Source organism: Butyricimonas sp., from assembly GCF_019423355.1.
In the GTDB taxonomy this organism is placed as follows: Bacteria; Bacteroidota; Bacteroidia; order Bacteroidales; family Marinifilaceae; genus Butyricimonas; species Butyricimonas faecihominis.
Genome location: NZ_JAHZBP010000009.1, coordinates 44,699 through 66,670 on the forward strand (window position 1 = coordinate 44,699; position 21,972 = coordinate 66,670).

Consider the following 21,972-nt stretch of genomic DNA (forward strand, 5'->3'; position numbering starts at 1 on the left):
AGTTTAATTATAAATTAAACGCTTAAAGCTTCTTTTTTGTTTGCATTTTATGGATTATTTTGGATAAAATATCCGAGAATTAATATTGCGAGGAAAGTATGAGAAGAAAAATAGGGGAACTCCTTAATAAAGGAGACTCCCCCAGATCCGATTATTTAATGTAATTTTGTGCGAATTCACGTCCGGCACGTAATGCCTTCAAGTTCATTTCTACCACATCGGCACCTTTACGTTCGAAAATAGCCATGATGCCTTTTTCTAAGTATTCAAAAGGAATTTCGATGAAAGGAGAACCGGCACCCATCATCACGAAGTTGCTGGCACGTACGTTGCCTGCAGCCTCTTTAGCGATGCTGTCAGCGTCAATGATTACTTGATGAGGAAGGGCTTTCAACGTGGCCATCAAGGTTTCTACTTCCGGATAGTTCGGAATATTAATGAACGGAGTGGCGTTGGTTACCACGTAACCTCCTTGTTTCAAGTAGGGAAGGTAACGTAATGCTTCCATCGGTTCAACTGAAAGGATAATATCGGCTGTTCCTTTGGCGATCAGGTCAGAGAAAATCGGTTTGTCGGAGATTCTCATGAAAGACTGCACATCCCCCCCGCGTTGACTCATTCCGTGAGTCTCGGCTTGTTTCATGTACAGGTTATTGTTGAGGGCGGCAGACCCCAATGCTGCTGCGATAGAAAGGATTCCCTGTCCACCTACACCCGCTAATATAATATCTGTCTTCATAATTTTAAATTTTAAGTTTTAGATTTTAAATTGATCATTGAATCAATTTATTTTTTCTTTTTCTTAGCGTCTCTTGCAGCTTTCTGGATACAAACTCTTCTCGGGATGATCACGGATACACCCTTGTATTCGATCTCGTCACGGATGATCTTGCATAATTCATCGTGATTTTTCGGTACGGGAAGTAGAACACGGATATGTTCCGGTTCAACACCAATACCGCGACAGATAGATTCCAAGTGTCCTAATGCTGAAGATTCCTGACCTCCGGTCATGGAGATGGATTCATTGTCGGAAATGATAATCGTGATATTGGCTTTTTCGTTTACAGCATCCAGTAACCCGGTCATGCCGGAGTGAGTGAACGTGGAGTCTCCGATAACGGATACAGCCGGGTATAATCCAGCGTCAGCAGCACCTTTTGCCATGGTGATGGATGCTCCCATGTCCACGCAAGAGTTGATCGCTTGGAATGGAGGAAGGGCTCCTAAAGTATAACAACCGATGTCAGAGAATACACGTGCATTCGGGTATTCGGCAACAACAGCATTCAATGCGGTGTACACGTCTCTGTGGCTACATCCCACGCAAAGGGCTGGTGGACGAGGTGCCACGATTTCCGGTACAGGCGATCCTTCGATAGAAGGTAATCCGAATGCTTTCGCCACGTGATCCGGATTCAACTCTCCGTCTCTGGGGAGCGTGCCGTCCAAACGTCCGAGTACACATTCTTTTTCAAGGTAACCTTTCAATGCTTCTTCAATGATCGGGTAGCCTTCTTCTAAAACGAGCAATTTTTCAGTGCTTTCTGCCAACTTGGTGATCATCTTTCTCGGAAGAGGATATTGGCTTACTTTGACTACCGGGTAAGGACAGTTTCCACCGAACACTTCCATCAGGTAGTTGTAACCGATACCGCAAGCGACGATACCCATTGATTTGTCAGCCCCGTCAATGTATTGGTTGAAAGAAGAGTTATCAGATGCCTCTTCGAAAGCGGTTTGTTTCTCTAGTAATAATTTATATCTTTTTTTAGCGATAGCGGGAAGTAACACGAATTGACGTTTGTCTTCCGGTAAACGCATTTCATTTTCGGCTTTAGCCTCTCTTGGTTCAACACCGGAACGAGAGTGTGCCAGACGAGTCGTGATTCTTAATAACACGGGAGTTCCCATTTGCTCTGACAGGTCGAATGCGTAGCGGGTCATGTCGTATGCCTCTTGTTGGTTAGAGGGTTCCATGATCGGAATTAAGGCAAATTTACCGTACACGCGTGAATCCTGCTCGTTCTGAGAAGAGTGCATGGATGGGTCATCGGCAGCGATAACAACCATACCTCCGTTGGCCCCGGTAATTGCAGCGTTCATGAAACAGTCTGCAGCCACGTTCATTCCCACGTGTTTCATACATACCAAGGCTCTTTTTCCCGCATAGGACATTCCCAATGCGGTTTCCATGGCAGTTTTTTCGTTTGCAGACCACATCCGGTGAACGTTACGGGCGATAGCCTGTTTCGATTCCTGAATGTATTCCGTGATCTCTGTTGAAGGGGTTCCCGGGTACGCGAACACGCCGGATATACCTCCGTCTATAGCACCTTGTGCAATAGCTTCAACACCTAATAATAGTTGTTTTTGCATAATTAAAAGATTATTGATTTAAGTTGTTTGTTTTGCTTAAAAGAGAGCAACGTGATGTGTTGCCAAAAGATGCCTGAAATTATTCCGGCGGAATTTTCATAGTCCCCCGAACAATTTAAGTACGCCCACGATGTAGGCTAAAACGAAATAATATTCTGATGGCTTGTACATCTACTAAATATTTAAAACGTTTTCGTTTGTAATTCGCGACTAAATTAATATTAATATTTAATAAGAGCAAATATTTCGAATGAGAAGTCTGCGTGTTTATAAATTCTTTTTCGGGTTTATTTTTCCTATTCTCTACTAATGGAGCTTGTTAGCTGGAATCACTTGGAAAAAAGAGATTCGAATAATTACTTTTTGTACTTGTTTTATAGTTTTTTTGTATATTCGTGGTTTATTATGACGGGTATAAAAAGGAACTTCTCATCAATTGTTAATTGTTATGTTTGATCGATATAAAAAATCTTTTCCTGCTAAATTGAGTTTGTATGTGATTTCGTTCATTACAATTCTTTCTTTTGTTTTAGTGGGCGTATTTTATCATTACTCAACGGAAACGTTGTCGCAGGAGGCCGAGGATAAGATTGAAAGTATGGCTGATCAGGCGAATTTGCGCGTGAGTGCGTTGTTGAGTAAGGTGGAAAAGATTCCTGAAAATCTGGGATGGATGATCGTTGAATATGTAAAGGAGCCGGATTCTTTGTTTGGTATCACTCGGCGGATTGTAAAAGATAACCCGGAGATTTTTGGTTGCGCGATCGCTTTTGAACCTTACTATTTTCCGGAAAAGGGACATTATTTTGCACCTTATTCTTATATGGTCGGAGATTCCGTGAAGACCATTCAAGTAGGGAGTGAAGATTACAATTATTTTGAGAAAGGCTGGTACAAAGGTGCGAGGGAACACCGATACTGGAGTAAGCCCTATCGGGATGCGGGAGATCCGGATGTGATCACGACGTCTTACGCGGTCCCGGTTCATGGGGAAAAGAATGAACTAATTGGTATTTTATCCGTGGATTTAACCAATCGATGGTTGCGCGATCTGGTCGATTCGATCAAGCCTTACAAGGGTAGTTATACCGTGGTTATTGACAAACAGGGACGTTATATCTTGCGTAGGGAAGGGGAGGTGATGATTGGTCAAAATATGTTCGAAACGGCAAAAGAGGCACGGGATACGAATGTTACTATTCTGGTAAACGAGATGGCAGCCGGGAAAAGTGGTAGTATCATCGTGGACGATGGGGGAGTTCTGTCCTATGTGTATTACACGCCGGTAGTGGCAACTGATTGGTACATGGCGGTAATTTGTCCATACGATCAGGTGTTTGGTAAGTTGAGCAAATTTAATATGTATCTGCTGATTGGCTTTGTCCTGTTGTTGTTATTTGTTTATTTTATTTGTTTTGTGGCTGTACGACGAATCACAAAACCACTGACGATATTTGCTGCTTCAGCCCGAGATGTGGCCCGAGGAAACTTTAACACTCCGTTGCCACGTATTCGGTCTAAGGATGAATTAGGTGAGTTGTACGAATCGTTTCTTTTCATGCAACAACAATTGACGGAGTACGTGGACCAGTTGCGCCAGACGACGACAGCGAATGAAAAGATCGAGAGTGAGTTGCGTATTGCCCATGATATTCAATTGGGAATGGTTCCGAAACAATTTGTCCCCACCTTTGGAGCCGAATGTATTGATATTCATGCCGTGTTGCATCCGGCTCGTCAGGTAGGAGGGGATTTATATGATTATTTGATGCTGAACGAGGATGAGTTTGGTTTCGCTATTGGGGACGTTTCGGGGAAAGGAGTTCCTGCCTCCTTGTTTATGGCAACCACGATCAGCCAGATGCGATCTTTGGCCCTGCGGGATACTTCTTTGAATTATATCATGAATTTGATGAACCAAAGCTTGATTCGGACCGGGAACACGAGTATGTTTATTACTTTTTTTGCCGGGGTGTTGAATCTGAACACGAATCGTCTGAGATTTTGTAATGCGGGACATCCTTACCCGTTATTGATTGCCCCGGATGGAACCGTGTCTTTCTTCAAGACTGCGGATAATTTACCTTTGGGTGTTACTTCTGATTATGATTACGAGGAACAGGAGTGCTATTTTGCTCCGGGTTCTCAGTTGCTTTTGTACACAGATGGGGTATCGGAAGCTCAAAATGAACGATCTAAATTTTATAAGATAGATCGGTTATTTAACTTGGTGGCAGGTCATCCCAGACTTGCGCCACGGCAAATGGTGGATAAAGTGGTCGGGGATGTGAAACGTTTTGTCGGGAATGCGGAACAATCGGATGATTTGACCGTGATGAGTTTTCGGCTTAATGCCCGAGGGAAAAAGAAAACAGAGGAGCTTTTGTAGGCCCCTCTGTTGAGAAAATTAAAATTGCACCTTATTTGGATCTCACTACGATGTCGATACATTCAGCTGTTGCGAAGAATTTCCGGGCGACTTCTTGTACTATTTTCGGGTTTAGTTTTTCCAGTGGTTTTTCGAACAAGTCGGGAGAGTCAAGGTCCTTTCCTGTTTGCACGTAATACCGTAATGCTTCCTGCCAATGGGCGTTGCCCCGGTTTTCCAGTACCCCGGCACGTCCTTTTTTCATCATCAGTATCATGTCGTTCACGTCGTCCTCGCTCACACCTTCGGCAATGAGCTTGTCGATCTGTTCATGCACGATGGCTCGCATCTGGTCACCTTTCTCCGTGTTGCTCTGAAAGTTAACGGAAATCATTTGTGCCGGTTTCGGGGCATTCTCGTAGGCTGCCCCGACGTTTACACCGTAGGCTCCGCCTTCATCTTCCCGGATAATTTCGTGGTAACGGTTGGAAAGTGCGAAACGAATCACGTCAATGGCCAGATTCTCGACAGGCTTTAGCTTCAGCGAATTTCTGTATTCTATATTCGTCATGTATTTGTTGTCCGGAATATTTGCTACAATGGTTTCTGTTATGGAACCCTTTTTTTGCAGGTCATAATGTACGGCTTTCTCTTTCCGGTAAGTAGAGGGGATGGCACCCAGATATTTTGCCACGAGAGCTTGAGCTTCTTCCCGTTGGATATTTCCGGTTAGGTAGAATGTGAAATCGGAAGCATCTTGAAAACGATCCTTGTAAATAGCGACCATCTTGTCGTAATTCATGGCATCGTAGAATTTGCTGTCCGCTTTCCATAACCGGGGAGACTCTTTCACGCGGAGTTGCTGCATCTGTTCGCTGATGGTGTCGTTTACCGTGCGGGGCGTGTTTTCAACTTGTAGCTTATTCATGTACACGTATTTGTCGAAATCATTCCGGTCGAATCGGGGATGCTCGAAGAACAGGTAAATGATTTGGAATAGCATTTCTGTCTCGTTATTATCACATACCCCGCTTACGCCTTCAAAGGTTTCTCCTAACGTGATATTGGGCATAATATGGTGACCTTTCAGGATGGCCTGCATCATTTCCGTGTTATGCTTGTATAGTCCGGAATACATTATCAGTGTTGATAATGCCGTGGCTGAAGGCAGGTCTTCGACGGGGAGTAGTGACTGGCCTCCGGCACTTTCTCCCAGTAAGCTTACTTTCATCCCGTCTTGGTCACTGAATTTGTAGTACACTTTACAGCCGTTAGAGAGTGTCCACTCCTCTGCATCCAGCATCTTGATTTTCTTGGTTTTCACAATGCTACCGCTTTTAATCTCGAAATCGATTAGAGGTACTGCTTTGACTTCCTCTGCATGACTGGAAAGTTTTTTATGCCGGGCTTCTTGTATGATATTTAAGATTTCCTCTTGTGTCGGGAAATCGTAGTCCGGGTCATTCCCTTGCATGATGAACACCCAGTTTTTGGAATCGCTATTCCATGACGCGATCCAATCCTGAACATCTTTTGTCGTGAGCCCGGATAATATTTCTCGAGAGAGGGCAATATCTTCTTCTATACTCGTGAGGGGTTTCCCTTCCAGAAAATTGTTCTGGTACATTTGCACGTAGACCTCGTTAGGGAACTTGTCTTTGTTTTTTTCCGTTTCGTCCAGCCCGGAAAGATAAGCATTCACCTGCTCTTTGACCTCTTTGTCGTTGATGGCGTATTGGTGGATGCGTTCAATCTCTTCCATCAGTTCTTTTAAAGCCTGTCGTTCCTTGTGAGGATAGGCTTGTATGTAAATGTTCCATCGGTCGTAATTCCGCACTAATCCGCCGAAGCCGACCATCGTCTCTAGAAATGATGGATTTTGAGTTTCAACATACTTCCTCAGGTATTTCTCCATGATCTGGTTATAGAACCGGTTGATCAGGTTTTGTTTCATCATCTCTTTCAGGGATGCCGGGGGATTTTGTTTCACTCGCTTGAGTAAAGTCATTGACGCTTCGGTCATCTCCTTGTCGAAGGCTTTTGCGTAGAGGGGGAATGCGTTGTCTTGAATTTCGTACACTAACCGGGGCTTCGGGTTTACTCGCTTCGGGATCGGGTTGAAAAGACGCTGAATTTCCGCTTCTATCTTGGCGGCATCCACGTCTCCGACCACGATTACGGCTTGTAAATCCGGGCGATAGAAATCGTTGTAATAGGCCCGTAACTCTTCGGGCGTGAAGTTCTTCAGGATTTCTTCGCTACCGATAATATCGTGCGTGGCGTACTTGCTGTGATTGTACACGTGGGCGTCCGTCTGTTCTTTCAGGCGGGTTCCCAAGTTTCTACGCATCCGACGTTCTTCCTGAATGACACCCCGTTCCTTGTCGATTTCGTCCGGTTTGAGTAATAGGAAACCCGACCAATCTTTCATCACGATAATGCAGGAATCCACGAGTTCCTTGTTGTTTGTCGGCACGTTTGTCATGTAATACACTGTTTCGTCTTGTCCCGTGTGGGCGTTAAACTGGGTGACACCGTGACGTTTCAGGAAATTAGGAATCCCTTCTTTGAAGCTCTCGCTACCGTTGAAGGCCATGTGTTCCAAGAAATGAGCCAGTCCGTTTTGGTTATCGTCCTCCATGAGGGCTCCCACGTTCTGTACAAGGTAGAAATCAGCTTTTCCCGGTTGAAGGTTTGTATGGCGAACGTAATAGGTTAACCCATTTTCCAGTTTTCCGTGTCGGAAAATTGAAGGGGAGTCCTGTGCGTGCAGGAGCCTCGGTATTTGGATACTTATAATAATAAGGAGTAGTATGTTTTTCATAAACCTTGTAACGATTGTTGTATAACTTGTTGTAATTGTTTCATCATCATTTTGTTCTCGATCTCAGCACTCACGATGAAGGCTTGGTTATAGGATTGTTTTGCTTTTGCGGTGTTGCCCGTGTTCTTCAAACAATCGCCCATCATCATCAACAACCGGGCACGGGTTTCTACCGGCATTTTGAACGTTAATGCTTTTGTGATCCACGGGATACATTTACTGTAAGCGTTTTCCGACATTTTACCTTCCGATACAACGGCGATGTCTTCCAGCGGTTGAGCGTAATCACTGAACGTGGTGGAATCCCCTTTGCCAATAAAGTAAGCATTCATTTTATCAAAGAATGTATTCTCGTCGTGTCGATATAGGCTATATGTGGCATCGGCCAATAACGTGATAGCATCCAGCACGGGTAGCGATCCGAAGGAAATTCCCGCATAGGCGTCTTTCAAGTCTCCGTTTACCCGGGCTAACCGTTTTTTATAGTTGATGTCTCCTTTTTTGCAGAGCTGGATGATATAACTGTTGTTCATGGAGATTAAGTAGTGTGCCACCTCGGCCTTCCCGTCGCTATTCACGTCTTTCCCGACACCTTTCGCGAATTTATCGAAATTGTTGGCGATATAATCAAAGATGGGGTCCTCTTTGGAAGTCGAGCGGTGGTACATGGTCAGGATCATGAAATCCCCTCCATTTGCCATATTCTCTATTTTCTTGTTTTTCACGTAATCCGGGAAAAGTCCGTCCATGCGGGTTCCCCATTTCTGACGGTCGTACCCTTCTTGCGTGGCGATAAACATCGGTCCTTCCAACAATAATTGTTGTTGAATATCAAAATTGTTCTTTTTCTTTTTGTATTGCTCGTACAGTTGTTCGAAACTCAACTCTTCGCCCGTGGCGATTCGAGCCTCTTTGATTAACGCATCGGGAGGAACGGCTCCTTGCACCCGGCGCAGTTCTTTCCCGTCACGGCCAATGAAAGCCATCGTCGGTAATGCCGTCACGTTGTATTTTTTTGCCAGTTCCTTGTTCTCTTTGGCTTCTACGTCCACTTGCACGCACACGAAATGAGCGTTAAAATACTCCCCGACTTTCGCATTCGGGAATACCTCGCTGGCCATTGCCTTGCAAGGTCCGCACCAGTTCGCATAAAAGTCCACGAATAAATCTTTTTTCTCTTGTCTTGCTTTATTCATTGCCTCGTCAAACGTACCCTTAAATAGTTGCATTTGAGCCGAAAGGTTTCCCAGTATTCCTAAAGTCAGGAATACCATCAAGTAAAATGTTTTTCTCATGTTATAAAAATTAATGTATTGAAGGGGGAATTGAAACTTGTCCGTAAATTCTTCCCTTGAAGTCAAAGGATATAAAGTCAACGCCTCTTCGTGCTTTTGTCTGATATCCTTTTGACTTTATATCCTTTGACTAATGTTTTTTCTGGTTAATATTCATCCGGCCATTCCGGTTCTTCCGGGATTTCCGGTAGAGGGTCTTCGGTGGGAACATCCTTTAGTACAAACGTGAACACGTCTTTCAAAATTCTGGTTCTACCCTCGTTTTCGACTTGCAGGGTTACCGTGTAGGTTCCAACCGGGACATCCGGGTTATAGTCAACGTACATGATTCCTTTACCCACGGCTTGAACACATTTCATGAATTTGGCGGCGTTCTCCGGTTTTTCGCTTTTCACGCTGATAACCGTGTATACTAGAGGTTCTGTTCCTTGAATTCCTTCGATGTTGGAAGTTGCCCACACCAACTGGAAATCTACTCTGTTTTGATACTCTTCGACTTGTTTTTCTAGTATGGCCCAAGAGGTGTATCCCATTTCGATGGCATTTTTATTCAATAAAGCCTCTGCATTATCTAGTGCTTCTTGGAGAGGAGTGATCCCGAAACGATCGGCTAATTCTTTCTCTACTTGTTCCGCATATTTTGTATCATCCCAAAAATTAGGATTATTCGCTTCGGCTTCGGCGTATGCCTCATCACTTGCATCCCAAAATTCGTCACTATTGTATATATCATCTATTTGTGCCCGTAGCTCGTCTTGTTCATTCTCGACTTCTTGACCGACCACGATTTTAATGTTCTTCAATCTTTGCAACTCGTTCTCTGCTTTTGTCACGATATACATCGTGTCTTTGGCGTACCCGGCACTTTCGTCCATGATCAAGTAGCCAACCGTGACATCCTGGCAGGCAGAGAACAGCCATGTAATGCCTAAGGCTATTATATAGATTAAATTTTTCATTGTTTCTCTGTTTTAAAAATTTTCAATGCTGAAATCATAACCCATCGAGTGTACCACTCCTGTATTTGTTTGAATATCGGTGGAAGCAATTCTCCAATTGCCGGATGTATTCAGGCGACGGGCGATATATAATCCTTTTTCTCCCGCATCCTGAACTCCACCGTAGTCTCCTGCCTCCATCCACACGAATAATTCCCCTTCCAAAGCCGGGTGTACCGTGCCTCTATCTTCGATATATAAAGAACCGTCACTTGTTTTCAGGCGGGTACCTGCGGGTACGTCCTTCAACATGAAACGTTGGGGAATAATCATTTTTTCCAGAATAGATTTGCACGTGCTTGCCGGAATATCCTTGACTTTATGCCAGTAATCACTTTCTTCTACCGGTAATCCTTTCTCCTTGTTTTCGTCTAGCTGACGGTTATGTCCTAGCATGTATCGCACGATCACGAGGTCGGTGATCCCGAAAAAGGTGATTTGTTCATTCTGCCTACTGCCGTCGAAGTAAGATTTCATTCCGGCTTGTTCGATCATGAGTCTGGTGGAATCCCAATCTACAGTCTGACGTTCAAAATATTCCCACATGGTGCAATCGTGAATCCCTTTTGCCAATCCCCCGTCAATGTAATTGTAATCTGTGCAAGAGCACAAGTTTATCAGGAGTAACAGGGCAACTCCCTTGAGCGTGTTTATTATTGTACTAGATGCCATGACCAATAGGTATTTTGTTTCATTAATGTGTTATTTCTATATGCATTACCACCGACCGGAAGGTAGAGGGCTCCGTCCTTGATGTCTTCGTCGGTTAAGGTTTTGAAATTTCCCTTGAATATTTCTTGGAAATATCCGTTTCTCACCACGTCGAAATAGCGGCAGATTTCCCCGAATAATTCCCGGTCACGTTCATTGAAAATCTCTCTCAATAGCGTTTTTTTATCCAATGCTCCTTTGTATCCTCCGAGTCCGGCACGTTGACGTACCCGGTTAAGGTCTTGCACGGCATTTGCCATATCCAGATGGGCACGACATTCTGCCCGTAACAAGATCAAATCTGCCAATCGCCAATATATGATGTTACCGTCCATGGCCAGAAGTTTTCTGCCTCCTTCGTTCACGTCCGGGTTCACGGAGAAGATCGTTTCACGCCATTTGTTTATAAAACCGTATTCCGAAGGTTCATCATATATAGATTCGTCTTCGGGGGTACTCGGATCGTCTTCTTTTACGATGATTTTTTGTCCGAGACGATACCAAAATTCTTTGAGGCGTAGATCTTCCGGTTCTGAATACAATTCCATTATCGTTTCAACTTTGATACGTGTCATTTCTGTCCCATCTGGTGATGTGACAAGTTTGTAATCTGTTGAGGCATACGGATAAGTGATAAATGCCATCCCCGGGTAGTTATGTGTGAATTTACCTTGCATAAATCTGTCTTCATCCTGAGAGTTTATCTCTATGGCATGAATTACCTCGGTAGTGTTGCGTGGGGAGCCGAATGTTTTCGTCACGAGATCGCTCAGACTGACCAGATCGTAGGATCCCGCTTTGCCGTCGAGTACGAACGACGCTTCCTGCTCTGCCTTTTCCCAGTATTTGTTGTCTCCGTACAAACCGCCCATCCATGCGTAGATATTGGCGAGTAACGTGTGTACCGATCCGAGGCTGGCGTATTGCCTGCTATTGACTGTGTTTCCCTTTGCATCCTTTAGCTTGTCATGTGTCGGCAGAATTAAGGCAGCCTCTGCTGCCCGGATGGCCTGTGCCAGTACCGAGTCTACTGGGCTTTTGGCCAGTTCTTTAGCATCCTCCGAGCCGGGTGCTATCGGTGCTTCTCCCCAGCGGCGGGCGATTTCGAAGTACATCAATCCTTTCAGGAAATTTGCTTGTGCGATCCAGAAATCAGCCCGTTCCTTGGTCACATTTTCAAACCGGTACCGATTTTCCTCCAGCATATTGGCAAGATAAATGATATTATAATATGAACTCCAACTAATTTTAGTCGTTTCGTATAGAGAGGGATTCAAGGTTTGATACCCTTCGATGGAAGCCGGAATATTATCACAATATAAAGAAGTCCAAGCCATGGGTTCTGTATCCCAGTTAGAGTAGATTTTCTTTTCTGCACCGCACATTGTGGCAAAAATTTGCTCGATGTCCTGTTCGTTTTGAAAATAGTTGCGATAGGTAACGGACACCTCCGATTCAACCTCCAGCCAATCGTTGCAAGAAAACAGGGGAAAGAATAGGATGATAAATATTATTTTTTTCATGATCATAGACTTTAGAAATTAATGGTCAGTCCAACGGTGAATTTGCGCGGTAACGGGTAAGATTGTAACTGGTCTATTCCCGAGGTGATGTCTACTATTTCCGGATCTAGTCCGGAGTAGTTCGTGAGCAGCAACAAGTTTTCTCCCGTGAGGAAGAGGCGTGCGGATGTCAGCCCCAGTTTCTTGACAATTCTCTCGTGCAGGTTGTAGCCCAGCGTGAGTTGTTTCAGGCGAATCATGTTTACCTTCTCGATGTCGCAATCATAGTAGCCGCTGTATTGTTCTCCCACACGATACATCATGGGACGCGGATAATCCACGTTTTTACTGTCGGGACCGATCCACGTGTTAACGTTCCGGACATCGGCGGTGATTACATCCCCTGCCGAGTTTGGTTGAAGAGACAGGTCATCGTACACTTTGAGTATATGTCTTCCCAGTGAATACGTGAAAAAAATGTTCAAATCGAACTGTTTCCACCTGATCTCGTTGATAAAACCGCCATGTGCCAAAGGGAGAGGACTGGCTGCGTAATATTGGTCTGCAAGGCTCTTCATGATCACCCCGTCATTATTCATGTCAACCAGTTTCCTTGTTCCGGGATAAAATATACTGCCTATCGTTGTCCGAAGTGGTGTGGGGAAACCATGAGGTTGTGGATAATATTGGAGTTCGTCCATCGAATTGTAAAAACCGTCTGTCTTATAGGTGCGGATATTGTACAAAGATTTCCCGATGATGTTTCCCAGAAAGTCGCGTCCGTTATTGCTTTTCTCGAAACGGTTCCAGTTTTTGCTTACATTCAATTTCATCCGCCATTTTACAGCTGTTTCCCGGAGAATATCTGCGGTCAGTTCTAGTTCTAACCCCTCGTTTGACACGGCAAGGGCGTTTTGCCACTGGAAGGTTTGGTAACTCCAGTCTCCCGGTAAGTCGATTTTTTGCAATTGGCCTTTCGTGTAGCGGTAATAGTAATCTAGGGTCATTTTCAGGCGATAGTTCAGGAAACTGACGTCCAGCCCGAAATCATAGTGGTCTGTTTTCTCCCAGCTTAAATCCCGATTCAATAGTCCACCTTGGAGATCGGGCCCCATACCTTGTTCTCCGAGGAATGTCTCGCCTGAAGGAGCCATTAATCCATGGGCAAGGTAACGTTGTGAAAATTTTTGCCCGGATCGTCCCCAGCTAGCCCGGATCTTTCCAAAACTCAGCCAGTACAGAGGCTTCATGAATGCTTCGTCCGAGAAAGCCCATCCAGCCGCTACAGACGGGAAGGTTGCCCAACGCACGTTTTCCCCGAACACGGACGAACCGTCCCGGCGAATGGTTGCTTCCAGCATGTATTTTTCCTTGTAATTGTATCTGAATCGACCAAAATAACTGTTCATTCGTTCCTCTTCGAGACTGGATTTGAAAGAGGTGGCAGGTGCCCATACCGGATTTATGTCTTTGTCTTTGCCATAGTTTTGGTTTAACAAACCATTTGCATCCCCCCATTTCCCGGTGGCGTAGTGAACATAGTCGTTGGGACCGTCTGTTGCGTCTCCTTGGTTCAGATAACTTTGGTCTTTCTGGAAGGATAAACCTAACAGGATATTAAAATGATGATCCTGTTTGATTTTGAAATCATACGTTAACAGATTCTCGTTCAGAATAGAAATACTTTTCGAGATAGTTCCTTTCGTGTAGGATCGGTTATAATTCTTGTCCGCACTACTTGGTGAGAAGTTATTCTGGTTCTGTTGATTGTAGTCAACCCCGCCGGTTACCCGCAAGTTCAATCCCCGGATAAACTCGTAATCCAACACGAGATTGTAGCGCAAGGAGTAACTTTGATTTTTTTCGATGTTGGAATTCAATTCTTCCAATAAATATTCTTTGACATATCCACTTCCCGGTAACAGGGAAGATTGTCTTTGAGGATTGACAGAAATTCCTTCTATTTTTTTCCCGTTATTTCCTCTGCCTCCGCGGCTACGGTCACTGTAAGTTAGTGCTATCTGGTTATTCAGTTGCAGGCGTTTTGCGGGATGTGCCGATACGTTGGAAATGACGTTAACACGTTCGAAGTCACTACCGATCATGATTCCTTCTTCCTTGTAATATCCGGCACCGATCATGTAGTTCATCGTTTCACTTCCGCCGCTGGCTTGCAAGTTTGCGTTGTACACGTTTGCCGTGTGGTAGGAGTATCTCCACCAATCCGTGGAATTGTTATAAAATTCGTTCAAACTGTCTTGAAGAGCGTAGGCATTTTGTCCTGAGGCGGGAGTGCCGAAGAAGTAGTTGTACATGGGTGCGTATGAATCTCCGGAATAATTGAACACTTCCTCGTAAGACGTGGGCATAACCCATTTCCCGTCGGCTCTCTGGTACGGTTGTACCGAGTTGCGCAGGGCATTCATGTTGTAATGGCGAACCAATTGACCGCCGCTTTGAGTGGGAGTTGCCGGCAACCAAGAGGTAGAATACGACACGTTGGCCGTGAACTGGGCTTTCCCGGAGCGTCCTTTTTTCGTGGTGATCAGGATGACTCCGTTTCCGGCACGTGAACCGTAGATAGCAGCAGACGCCGCATCTTTCAATACTTCGATGGATTCGATCATGGAAGGGTCGATGTCCGACAACGTGTTCGATCCCGTGATTGGGGAGGTAAATGCCTGCATGGGTACCCCATCAATCACGTAAAGCGGTGTACCATATGTCCGGTCGTCGCCTTCTGCACTCGTTTCACTACCAGCGTCACCTTTCACGAAGAAGGAGTTATATCCCCGGATAGCCACGATGGAACCGCCACCACCGGGAGCCCCGGAAATGTTGTTGACTTCCACGCCCGCCATGTGTCCTTGTAACAGACTTTCCAAGCTATGGGTGGGGAGTTCCTTCATCTCGTCGGCTTTCAACGTGGAGATGGCTCCGACCACCGTGCGTTTTTTTTGTGTACCGTAGGCAATCACCTGCACCTCTTCCAATCCTGACACGTCTAATTGCATTTTTACAATGACTAATTTACCGTCGGTGTATTTTACTTTCTGAGTCTTGTAACCGATAAACGAGAGAACCAGTGTTCCCTTGGGTTGCGGCAACGGTAGCACGAAACGTCCTGATGTATCCGTGGCCGTCCCAACTCTCGTGCTGTCCAACAGTACCGTTACACCCGGCATGGGGCGATTGCTTTCGTCCACAACTTTTCCCTCGATAACATACGATTTCTTTTTGTCATCTTTCGTCTGTTCCCGGAAGAGAATGATCGTCTTGTCGAGTACCCGGAACGAGAATCCCGTGTTTTTCAGGCAAGTCGTCAACACTTCCTCGATAGAGGCTCCCTTCAGATCCAGCGAGATATTAGAGATTTTTTTCACGGCTGCGTCGTCGAAGAAAAAACTGTATTCCGATTGCGTGCGAATGTTGTTCATCACGCTTTCGAGAGAGGCATTCTTAACCTTTAAGTCCAGCCGAGTATCTTGTGAATAGGTGGCTGCCGAAAGGTGCATGATGCCGATAAATGTCAAGATAAAGCATAATTTCATAACTCTTACTTGTTTTTGCCATAATCCACCCGAGGAATGGCTGTTTTTGTCCATTTTTTTCATACATTTGTAATGTTTTTAATGAGAACTAGAAAATAGTTTGGGCATTTGATGTTGCGAGCGTCAGATGCCTTTTTTATTTCGCTTGAATAAAAACTGTGCGTTGATTTACTGTAAATGTCACTCGTTCATTTTGTTCAATTATTTTTAATATGGATTTGAAATCATCGGTTTTGTTCAGGTCACCCGTGAACCGGATGTCTTTGGCTTCCGGGGACTGGTAGAAGACGCTGAGGTCATACCAGCGGGCTAGAATGTTGAACAGATCTTCCAACCGTGCATCACGGAAAGCGAAACGCCCGTCTTTCCATGCCGTGTAGAGGTACGTGTTCACTTCCTGTTTCGTGAGATTGGCGGACCTCTTTTCCAGAACGCCTTGTTCGCCGGGGACCAGCTTGATCTGTTGTTTGTATTTTTCCGATTGCATGATCACGGAACCGGAAACGAGAGTGGTCTGCACGTCCTGCTCGTCGGGATAAGCTCGGAAGTTGAATTGTGTTCCCAGCACGGACACGCTGGCATGAGTGGAGACAACCGTGAAGGGTTTCTTCTTGTCCGGGGCTACCGTGAAATAAGCCTCCCCGTCAAGGTAAACGACACGTTTGTTGCCTGTAAACTGTACCGGGTAACGGATTTCCGTCTCGGCGTTTAGCCATACTTCCGTGCCATCGGCAAGCGTCAGGAAATATTCCCCGCCCCGGGGAATCTGCAAGGTGTTGAATATAGGGCTTTCTTGTGTGCATAAGCTATCTTCCGGTAGAGTATAGAAGACCTTGTTGTTCATGACGTTCACGATCATCCCGTTTTGTTCCTGTATCGGGGATAACGTGCTATCCGACAACGTGATTCGCTCGCCTCCGCCCGTGATTAATACTGCCTTGTGTTCTCCCGGCTTGATGACTTCTGAAATAGAGACGATGGCTTGCCGATCATTTTTTTGAAGTAGAAAAATACCTGCCGCTACGAGCGGAAGAGTAAGTATTGCCGCGTAACGGATGATCGTTTTTATCCTTCTGTTCTTGCGGGTGCGTTGCCGTTTAGTGATGAATTGTTGATAGTCTTTCTCCCAATTGATCTGTCGGGATTCGACTATTTTTTGTTCCAGACGCTTTCCGTCTTTGAATCCGTCATAAATCTTTTTGTTTCTTGTGGATACGGATAACCATTCCCTCAAGGTGCGTTGTTCTTCATCATTTGCTTTCCCTCTAAGAGACGCTGCAATGATGCGGGCTAACTGAAATATATTATTCTCTTTTTGACTCATCTTTTCGCTCATTTGATAGTAAGTCCCCTTGAGCGTAAAAAAGAGTGAGTCAAAAATGAATTATTTTTGAAAATATTGCAATATTGTGATTACGGTGATAGGTGTTTTCTTGTAAAGATGAGTATGTTATTCATTTTTAATCTTCCATTCCCCGATATTTCTTTTTTCGGCATTGAAATTAACTCCGACTTTCATAAGTTGTCGGCTGTCTGCCGTGTACGGGATCAAATAGCCCCTGTTGTCGATTTGTTGCAGGGCTTGTTCCGTACTGCCATCCAGTTTGAATTCAAATACATAGATGTATTTGGGAGTTTTAACCACGGCATCAGCCCGTCCGGTGGCACTACGTACTTCAGCATCTACAAACTGTCCCATGAGTTTGAAAACGAGATAGAATACGACTTGATAATGTCGTTCTGTCTAGGCATTTAACTCATAGGGGAAATCGGCAAAGAAGGCTCGCAACCGGGTCATTAGTAACAAAGGTAGAGAATAAATTGTAAACGGGCAAACACAAATAATGGGATGAAGCCGTTTAAAATTCCAGCAAGAAAATGAGAATCCCGACGGGAATAATGTGTTTCAGTTGATCGTAAAGCAACTTTTTCCCGACCTGCTTGTGGGATTTGACGGTTTCGATGTTTAGTTGGAGTTGATGGGCAATCTCTTGATTGCTTTTACCTTCTAAAACAAGCAAGTACACTTTTTGGCATTGTTCCGGTAAGTTCTGAATGGCTTTTATCAAGAGAGCGTAAACCTCTTCTTCAAGAACACGTTCTTCGTAAGTTCTGGTTTCATCCGGAGCCTCGCTTTGCATATATTTTTGGTAGCGTCTTTTTACCTCTTCGTGGCGGAGATATTTCAGGCATTTGTGCCTGACCGTACCGTATAGATAGGCTTTTAGATTATCCACGTCATTGAATGTCTCTTGGGATTCGATTAACGAGAGAAACACTTCCTGCACAACATCTTTGTCCGTGTCCAAGTCGGGGATATAGCCTTTTGCGAATAACACCAAGGGCGTGTAGTGCTGTTCGAAAAGTTCCCGAATGACTTTTTCGTCATAGAAGGAACTAGAATTTGAAGGTGTTATTGTTGCCACGTGTTATTATTTTGCCGATATGAACGTGAATCTTTTTATTTATTCGTGGCAAATATAAACTAAATTGGAATATTTACAAAATATTGAATGCGTTTGTGCAACGGTTTATGCTAGGTTGTATCATTAAGATTACACTGGGACTACCTTCGTGTTAGGCTATCCTCGTTTTACTTTTTCTTAATAGTTTCCTGATAGTTCATTTAGACCACGGAGCATTCATCCTGCATTCCTCTTGCATTCTTGTTCGATAAAATTGATTTTTGATACGATTATATTTGCCGGATGGCTCGGTCGTGTAGTATATTTATTCATTGGAGAGATATGCTTGAGTGACAGTGTACGTATGACGAGGGGATGACCAACTTATACGAAAATAGAGACAATTATTTTCAAATGAATAAAATATGTGTATCTTTACATCATGTTAAAAACTAGATTACAATCGGATTTGGTGTAATAAACAATCTGTATTTCTGATACAGGTTGTCCCTTCGCTTGCTTTCGGAAAGCTCTTTCCGGGGGTGATTTTTCTATTATTATAATTTGAATTTTTAATCCGTGTACAACGAGGAAAGTAGAATTATGCTTTCACGTGTATGCTTTATATTGATCAATCATGAGTAACGAAAATAATACCATTCTTGGAATCGACGTTAATTTAATTTGCGAATTCTTCTTGAATACAGAACGGCAGGGGCCCGGAAGTCCCGAAGTAACGCTTAAAGCGTTAAGCTTTATAGACCATCTTACGGATCATTCCCGGATTGCAGACTTGGGATGCGGGACAGGAGGACAGACGATGACGCTGGCACGGCACGCTCCGGGGCAGATTACAGGGCTCGACTTTTTTCCGGGATTCGTGGAGCGTTTTAATCATAACGCTAGGGTGTTGAATCTTCAAGGACGGGTGAAAGGCATTGTCGGTTCAATGGATGCGTTGCCTTTCGGGGAGGAAGAATTAGACTTGATCTGGTCGGAAGGTGCTATTTATAATATCGGTTTTGAGCGGGGATTGAACGAGTGGCGCAAATATCTGAAGACGGGAGGATATGTTGCCGTTTCCGAGAGTTCGTGGTTTACCGAAGAACGTCCGGCAGAGATCCATGATTTTTGGATGTCCGTTTACGAGGAGATCGACACGATACCCAATAAAGTCGCCCAGATTCAGAAAGCGGGGTATATCCCCGTGGCGACTTTTATCCTGCCGGAATATTGTTGGACGGAGAACTATTTTACCCCGTTAGTTAAAGCCCGGGAGATATTCAGCCGGAAATATGCCGGGAATAAAACGGTCGAGGAACTAATAAGTTTTCAGCATCACGAGGCTGAACTATACCGTAAGTACAAGGAGTTTTACGGTTATGTATTTTATATCGCTAAAAAGATAAAGTAATGATAGATTTAAATTATTATGGTTGGAATGATAAGTTAAACCAACTGAAACAGGAATCGACGTATGGAACTCTCACGCATGGGCGTGTCGCTATTGTACACCGGACGTGTTACGAGGTGGTTGCCGGGAGCGGAGTGTTCCGGTGCGAGTTGACAGGAAACATGATGTACGGGAAGTCGGATTTCGAATTACCCTGTACCGGGGATTGGGTGATCTTTCAGCCGTTTGATGAGGGAATGGGGATTATCGTGGATATGTTGCCTCGGTCACGTACTTTGTCCCGCAGAAAAACCGGAACGGTTGCCGAAAAACAAGCCATAGCGGCTCATGTTGACAAAGCCTTTATTGTGCAAAGTCTGGATGATAATTTCAATGTCCGTCGTGCCGAGCGCTTTATGGTTCAGATGCGGGAAGAAAATATTACTCCCGTGCTGGTGCTTAATAAAGCTGACTTGGGTTTTGACCAACAAAAGGTGGAAGAACAAATACGGCACGTTACCCGGCAGATTCCGGTGTTTTACACGAGTATTCACGAGTCTCGGACGATTTTTCGTTTAAGAGAATTTATCGCGGCGGGGGAGACGGTCGTGTTTGTCGGTTCTTCGGGTGTCGGGAAAAGTTCTCTGGTGAATGCACTTTGTGAGAAATCCGTGTTACTCACGTCCGGAATAAGTCAATCCACGGGAAAGGGGCGTCATACTTCGACCCGTCGGGAGATGGTGTTGATGGATGGAGGCGGTGTCTTGATTGATACTCCCGGGGTTCGGGAATTCGGTCTTGCGGTTGATGATTCCGGTGCGCTTGATGAGATACTGGAGATTACTGACTACGCACAATCGTGTCGTTTCAAGGATTGCGAGCATATCAATGAGCCGGGTTGTGCCGTGTTGGATGCGGTGAGTCGTGGTATACTAGATCGTCAGGTTTACGAGAGTTATTTGAAACTTCGACGGGAAACGTGGCATTTCTCTGCCTCCGAACACGAGAAACGGAAAAAAGAGAAATCTTTCACGAAACTCGTGGATGAAGTGAAGAAACGCAAGGATCATTTCTGATCTCTATTCACTTTTTTTCTGAATCCCTAGTTCTGCCGCTACTTGGAACATGTATTCACGGGCCTCAGTGGGATTATTGCTGATTATGCCATCAAGGATAGCTTCTTTGATGGCATTTTTAATATCCCCGATTGCCTTGCAGGGTGGGAGTTGAAATGTCTCCATGATCTCTTCCCCGCTGACGGGAGGTTGGAAATTCCGGATCGCATCCTTCTCTTCGACTTCTTTCAATTTCTGGCGCACGATCTGAAAATTTGCCAAGAATCGACGAACTTTCTCTTCATTTTTGGACGTGATGTCCGCCTCGGCAAGTGTCATCAAGTCGTCGATGTCGTCACCCGCATCAAAAAGGAGGCGACGCACGGCAGAATCCGTCACGGTGTCTTCCGAGAGAACGATCGGGCGCATATGGAGACCGACCAGTTTTTGCACGTATTTCATCTTTTCATTTTGGGGGAGTTTCAGGCGGTTGAATAATCTTCCGACCATACGTTCGCCCACGTGATTGTGGCCGTAAAAAGTCCAGCCTTGTCCCGGAATGAATTTTTTGGTGACCGGTTTGGCTATGTCATGCAGTAAAGCTGCCCAGCGTAACCACAGGTTGTCGGAAACACGGCTTACCGAGTCCACGACAGTCAGCGTGTGGTAAAAGTTATCTTTGTGTCCGATGCCGTCCACGTGTTCCACGCCTTTTAAAGCGGATAGTTCCGGGAAGAAGACACTCAACAGGCCGGATTGTTCCAGTAATTTTAATCCCACGGAAGGTTTCGGTGAGACCATGATCTTGTTAAACTCGTCCATGATGCGCTCTTTGGAGACGATTTTCAACCGATCCCGATTAGCGATGATACTTTCAAATGTCACGGGTTCGATCGTGAAATTCAATTGTGAGGCAAAACGGACGGCCCGCATCATACGCAAGGGATCATCGGAAAACGTGATGATCGGATCAAGGGGTGTTTTTAATATCCCGTTCTCCAAATCCTGAAGTCCCCCGAACGGGTCAACAAGTGTCCCGTAGTTTTCTTGGTTCAAGGATATGGCCAAAGCGTTGATCGTGAAGTCACGCCGTTTCTGATCGTCATCGATGGTGCCTTCTTCGACGACGGGTTTACGGGAATCGAGATGGTAGGATTCCTTGCGGGCTCCCACGAATTCAATCTCTACTCCTTTATAGCGGAACATGGCCGTTCCGAAATTTTTAAACACGGAAACCGTTAAGTCTCCGAGTTGTTTGGCAGCCGTCTCAGCTAATTCGATCCCGCTCCCCAACACGACAATATCAATATCTTTGGAGGGACGGTGTAATATCAGGTCGCGCACGTATCCCCCGATAACGTAAATTTCCAACCCTTTCTCTGCCGCGATTCCGGATAATATCTTAAAAATAGGATGAGTTAACTGCATATTCTTTATTTTGGTTGCAAAATTATCAAGTTATCCCGTACAGACCAAATAAATTGTTTCGGA

The 21,972-nt window shown here is 44.9% G+C and carries 14 protein-coding genes and 1 pseudogene; 3 read left to right on the forward strand and 12 right to left on the reverse strand.

Annotated features, from left to right (window positions below; genetic code table 11):
• Positions 1–151 precede the first annotated feature (151 nt).
• A complete protein-coding gene (locus QVC79_RS12760; protein ID WP_270429540.1) occupies positions 152–739 on the reverse strand; it encodes an indolepyruvate oxidoreductase subunit beta in 588 nt (195 codons plus the stop codon).
• A 47-nt stretch (positions 740–786) separates the two neighbouring features.
• Positions 787–2,379 (reverse strand): thiamine pyrophosphate-dependent enzyme, encoded by a 1,593-nt coding sequence (locus QVC79_RS12765; RefSeq protein ID WP_124315629.1) that lies wholly within the window; start codon positions 2,377–2,379, stop codon positions 787–789.
• A gap of 448 nt (positions 2,380–2,827) precedes the next feature.
• Between QVC79_RS12765 and QVC79_RS12770 the strand changes: the two genes are divergently transcribed.
• Positions 2,828–4,768 (forward strand): SpoIIE family protein phosphatase, encoded by a 1,941-nt coding sequence (locus QVC79_RS12770; RefSeq protein WP_270592704.1) that lies wholly within the window; start codon positions 2,828–2,830, stop codon positions 4,766–4,768.
• 31 nt (positions 4,769–4,799) lie between these two features.
• Here QVC79_RS12770 and QVC79_RS12775 read toward each other — a convergent pair whose 3' ends face one another.
• The 9 genes and pseudogenes from QVC79_RS12775 to QVC79_RS12815 all read right to left on the reverse strand — a co-directional run bounded on the left by QVC79_RS12775 (position 4,800) and on the right by QVC79_RS12815 (position 18,054).
• Entirely contained in the window at positions 4,800–7,571 is a 2,772-nt protein-coding gene (locus QVC79_RS12775; RefSeq protein ID WP_270592705.1) for a M16 family metallopeptidase, read from the reverse strand.
• The gene (locus QVC79_RS12780; RefSeq protein WP_270592706.1) at positions 7,568–8,866 is read right to left on the reverse strand and encodes a thioredoxin family protein; all 1,299 of its coding nucleotides are present in this window, start codon (positions 8,864–8,866) and stop codon (positions 7,568–7,570) included. Before QVC79_RS12780 ends, QVC79_RS12775 begins: the two co-directional genes overlap by 4 nt.
• A gap of 146 nt (positions 8,867–9,012) precedes the next feature.
• Positions 9,013–9,825 (reverse strand): hypothetical protein, encoded by an 813-nt coding sequence (locus tag QVC79_RS12785; RefSeq protein ID WP_270592707.1) that lies wholly within the window; start codon positions 9,823–9,825, stop codon positions 9,013–9,015.
• Positions 9,826–9,837: 12 nt separating this feature from the next.
• On the reverse strand, positions 9,838–10,536 hold the full coding sequence (locus tag QVC79_RS12790) for a hypothetical protein (RefSeq protein ID WP_270592709.1): 699 nt from the start codon (positions 10,534–10,536) through the stop codon (positions 9,838–9,840).
• A complete protein-coding gene (locus tag QVC79_RS12795; RefSeq protein WP_270592710.1) occupies positions 10,518–12,098 on the reverse strand; it encodes a RagB/SusD family nutrient uptake outer membrane protein in 1,581 nt (526 codons plus the stop codon). The genes QVC79_RS12790 and QVC79_RS12795 overlap by 19 nt, the downstream gene beginning before the upstream one ends.
• An 11-nt stretch (positions 12,099–12,109) precedes the next feature.
• Positions 12,110–15,691, reverse strand: a complete 3,582-nt coding sequence (locus QVC79_RS12800; protein WP_270592712.1) for a SusC/RagA family TonB-linked outer membrane protein — start codon at positions 15,689–15,691, stop codon at positions 12,110–12,112.
• Positions 15,692–15,764: 73 nt separating this feature from the next.
• A complete protein-coding gene (locus QVC79_RS12805) occupies positions 15,765–16,952 on the reverse strand; it encodes a FecR family protein (RefSeq protein ID WP_270592715.1) in 1,188 nt (395 codons plus the stop codon).
• Between the two features lie 126 nt (positions 16,953–17,078).
• A pseudogene (locus tag QVC79_RS12810) lies at positions 17,079–17,426 on the reverse strand (PD-(D/E)XK nuclease domain-containing protein); the annotation flags it as partial.
• Positions 17,427–17,487: 61 nt separating this feature from the next.
• A complete protein-coding gene (locus QVC79_RS12815; protein ID WP_270592718.1) occupies positions 17,488–18,054 on the reverse strand; it encodes an RNA polymerase sigma-70 factor in 567 nt (188 codons plus the stop codon).
• A 616-nt stretch (positions 18,055–18,670) separates the two neighbouring features.
• On the opposite strand from QVC79_RS12815, the gene QVC79_RS12820 reads away from it, so the two are divergent.
• Both QVC79_RS12820 and rsgA read left to right on the forward strand, forming a co-directional pair.
• Complete coding sequence (locus QVC79_RS12820) at positions 18,671–19,447, forward strand: class I SAM-dependent methyltransferase (protein WP_270592719.1); 777 nt, start codon at positions 18,671–18,673, stop codon at positions 19,445–19,447.
• Positions 19,447–20,502: a ribosome small subunit-dependent GTPase A gene (gene rsgA, locus QVC79_RS12825; RefSeq protein WP_270592721.1), complete on the forward strand. Its 1,056-nt coding sequence runs from the start codon at positions 19,447–19,449 to the stop codon at positions 20,500–20,502. Before QVC79_RS12820 ends, rsgA begins: the two co-directional genes overlap by 1 nt.
• Positions 20,503–20,505: 3 nt before the next feature.
• Here rsgA and QVC79_RS12830 read toward each other — a convergent pair whose 3' ends face one another.
• Entirely contained in the window at positions 20,506–21,909 is a 1,404-nt protein-coding gene (locus QVC79_RS12830; RefSeq protein WP_270592723.1) for a CCA tRNA nucleotidyltransferase, read from the reverse strand.
• Positions 21,910–21,972 lie beyond the last annotated feature (63 nt).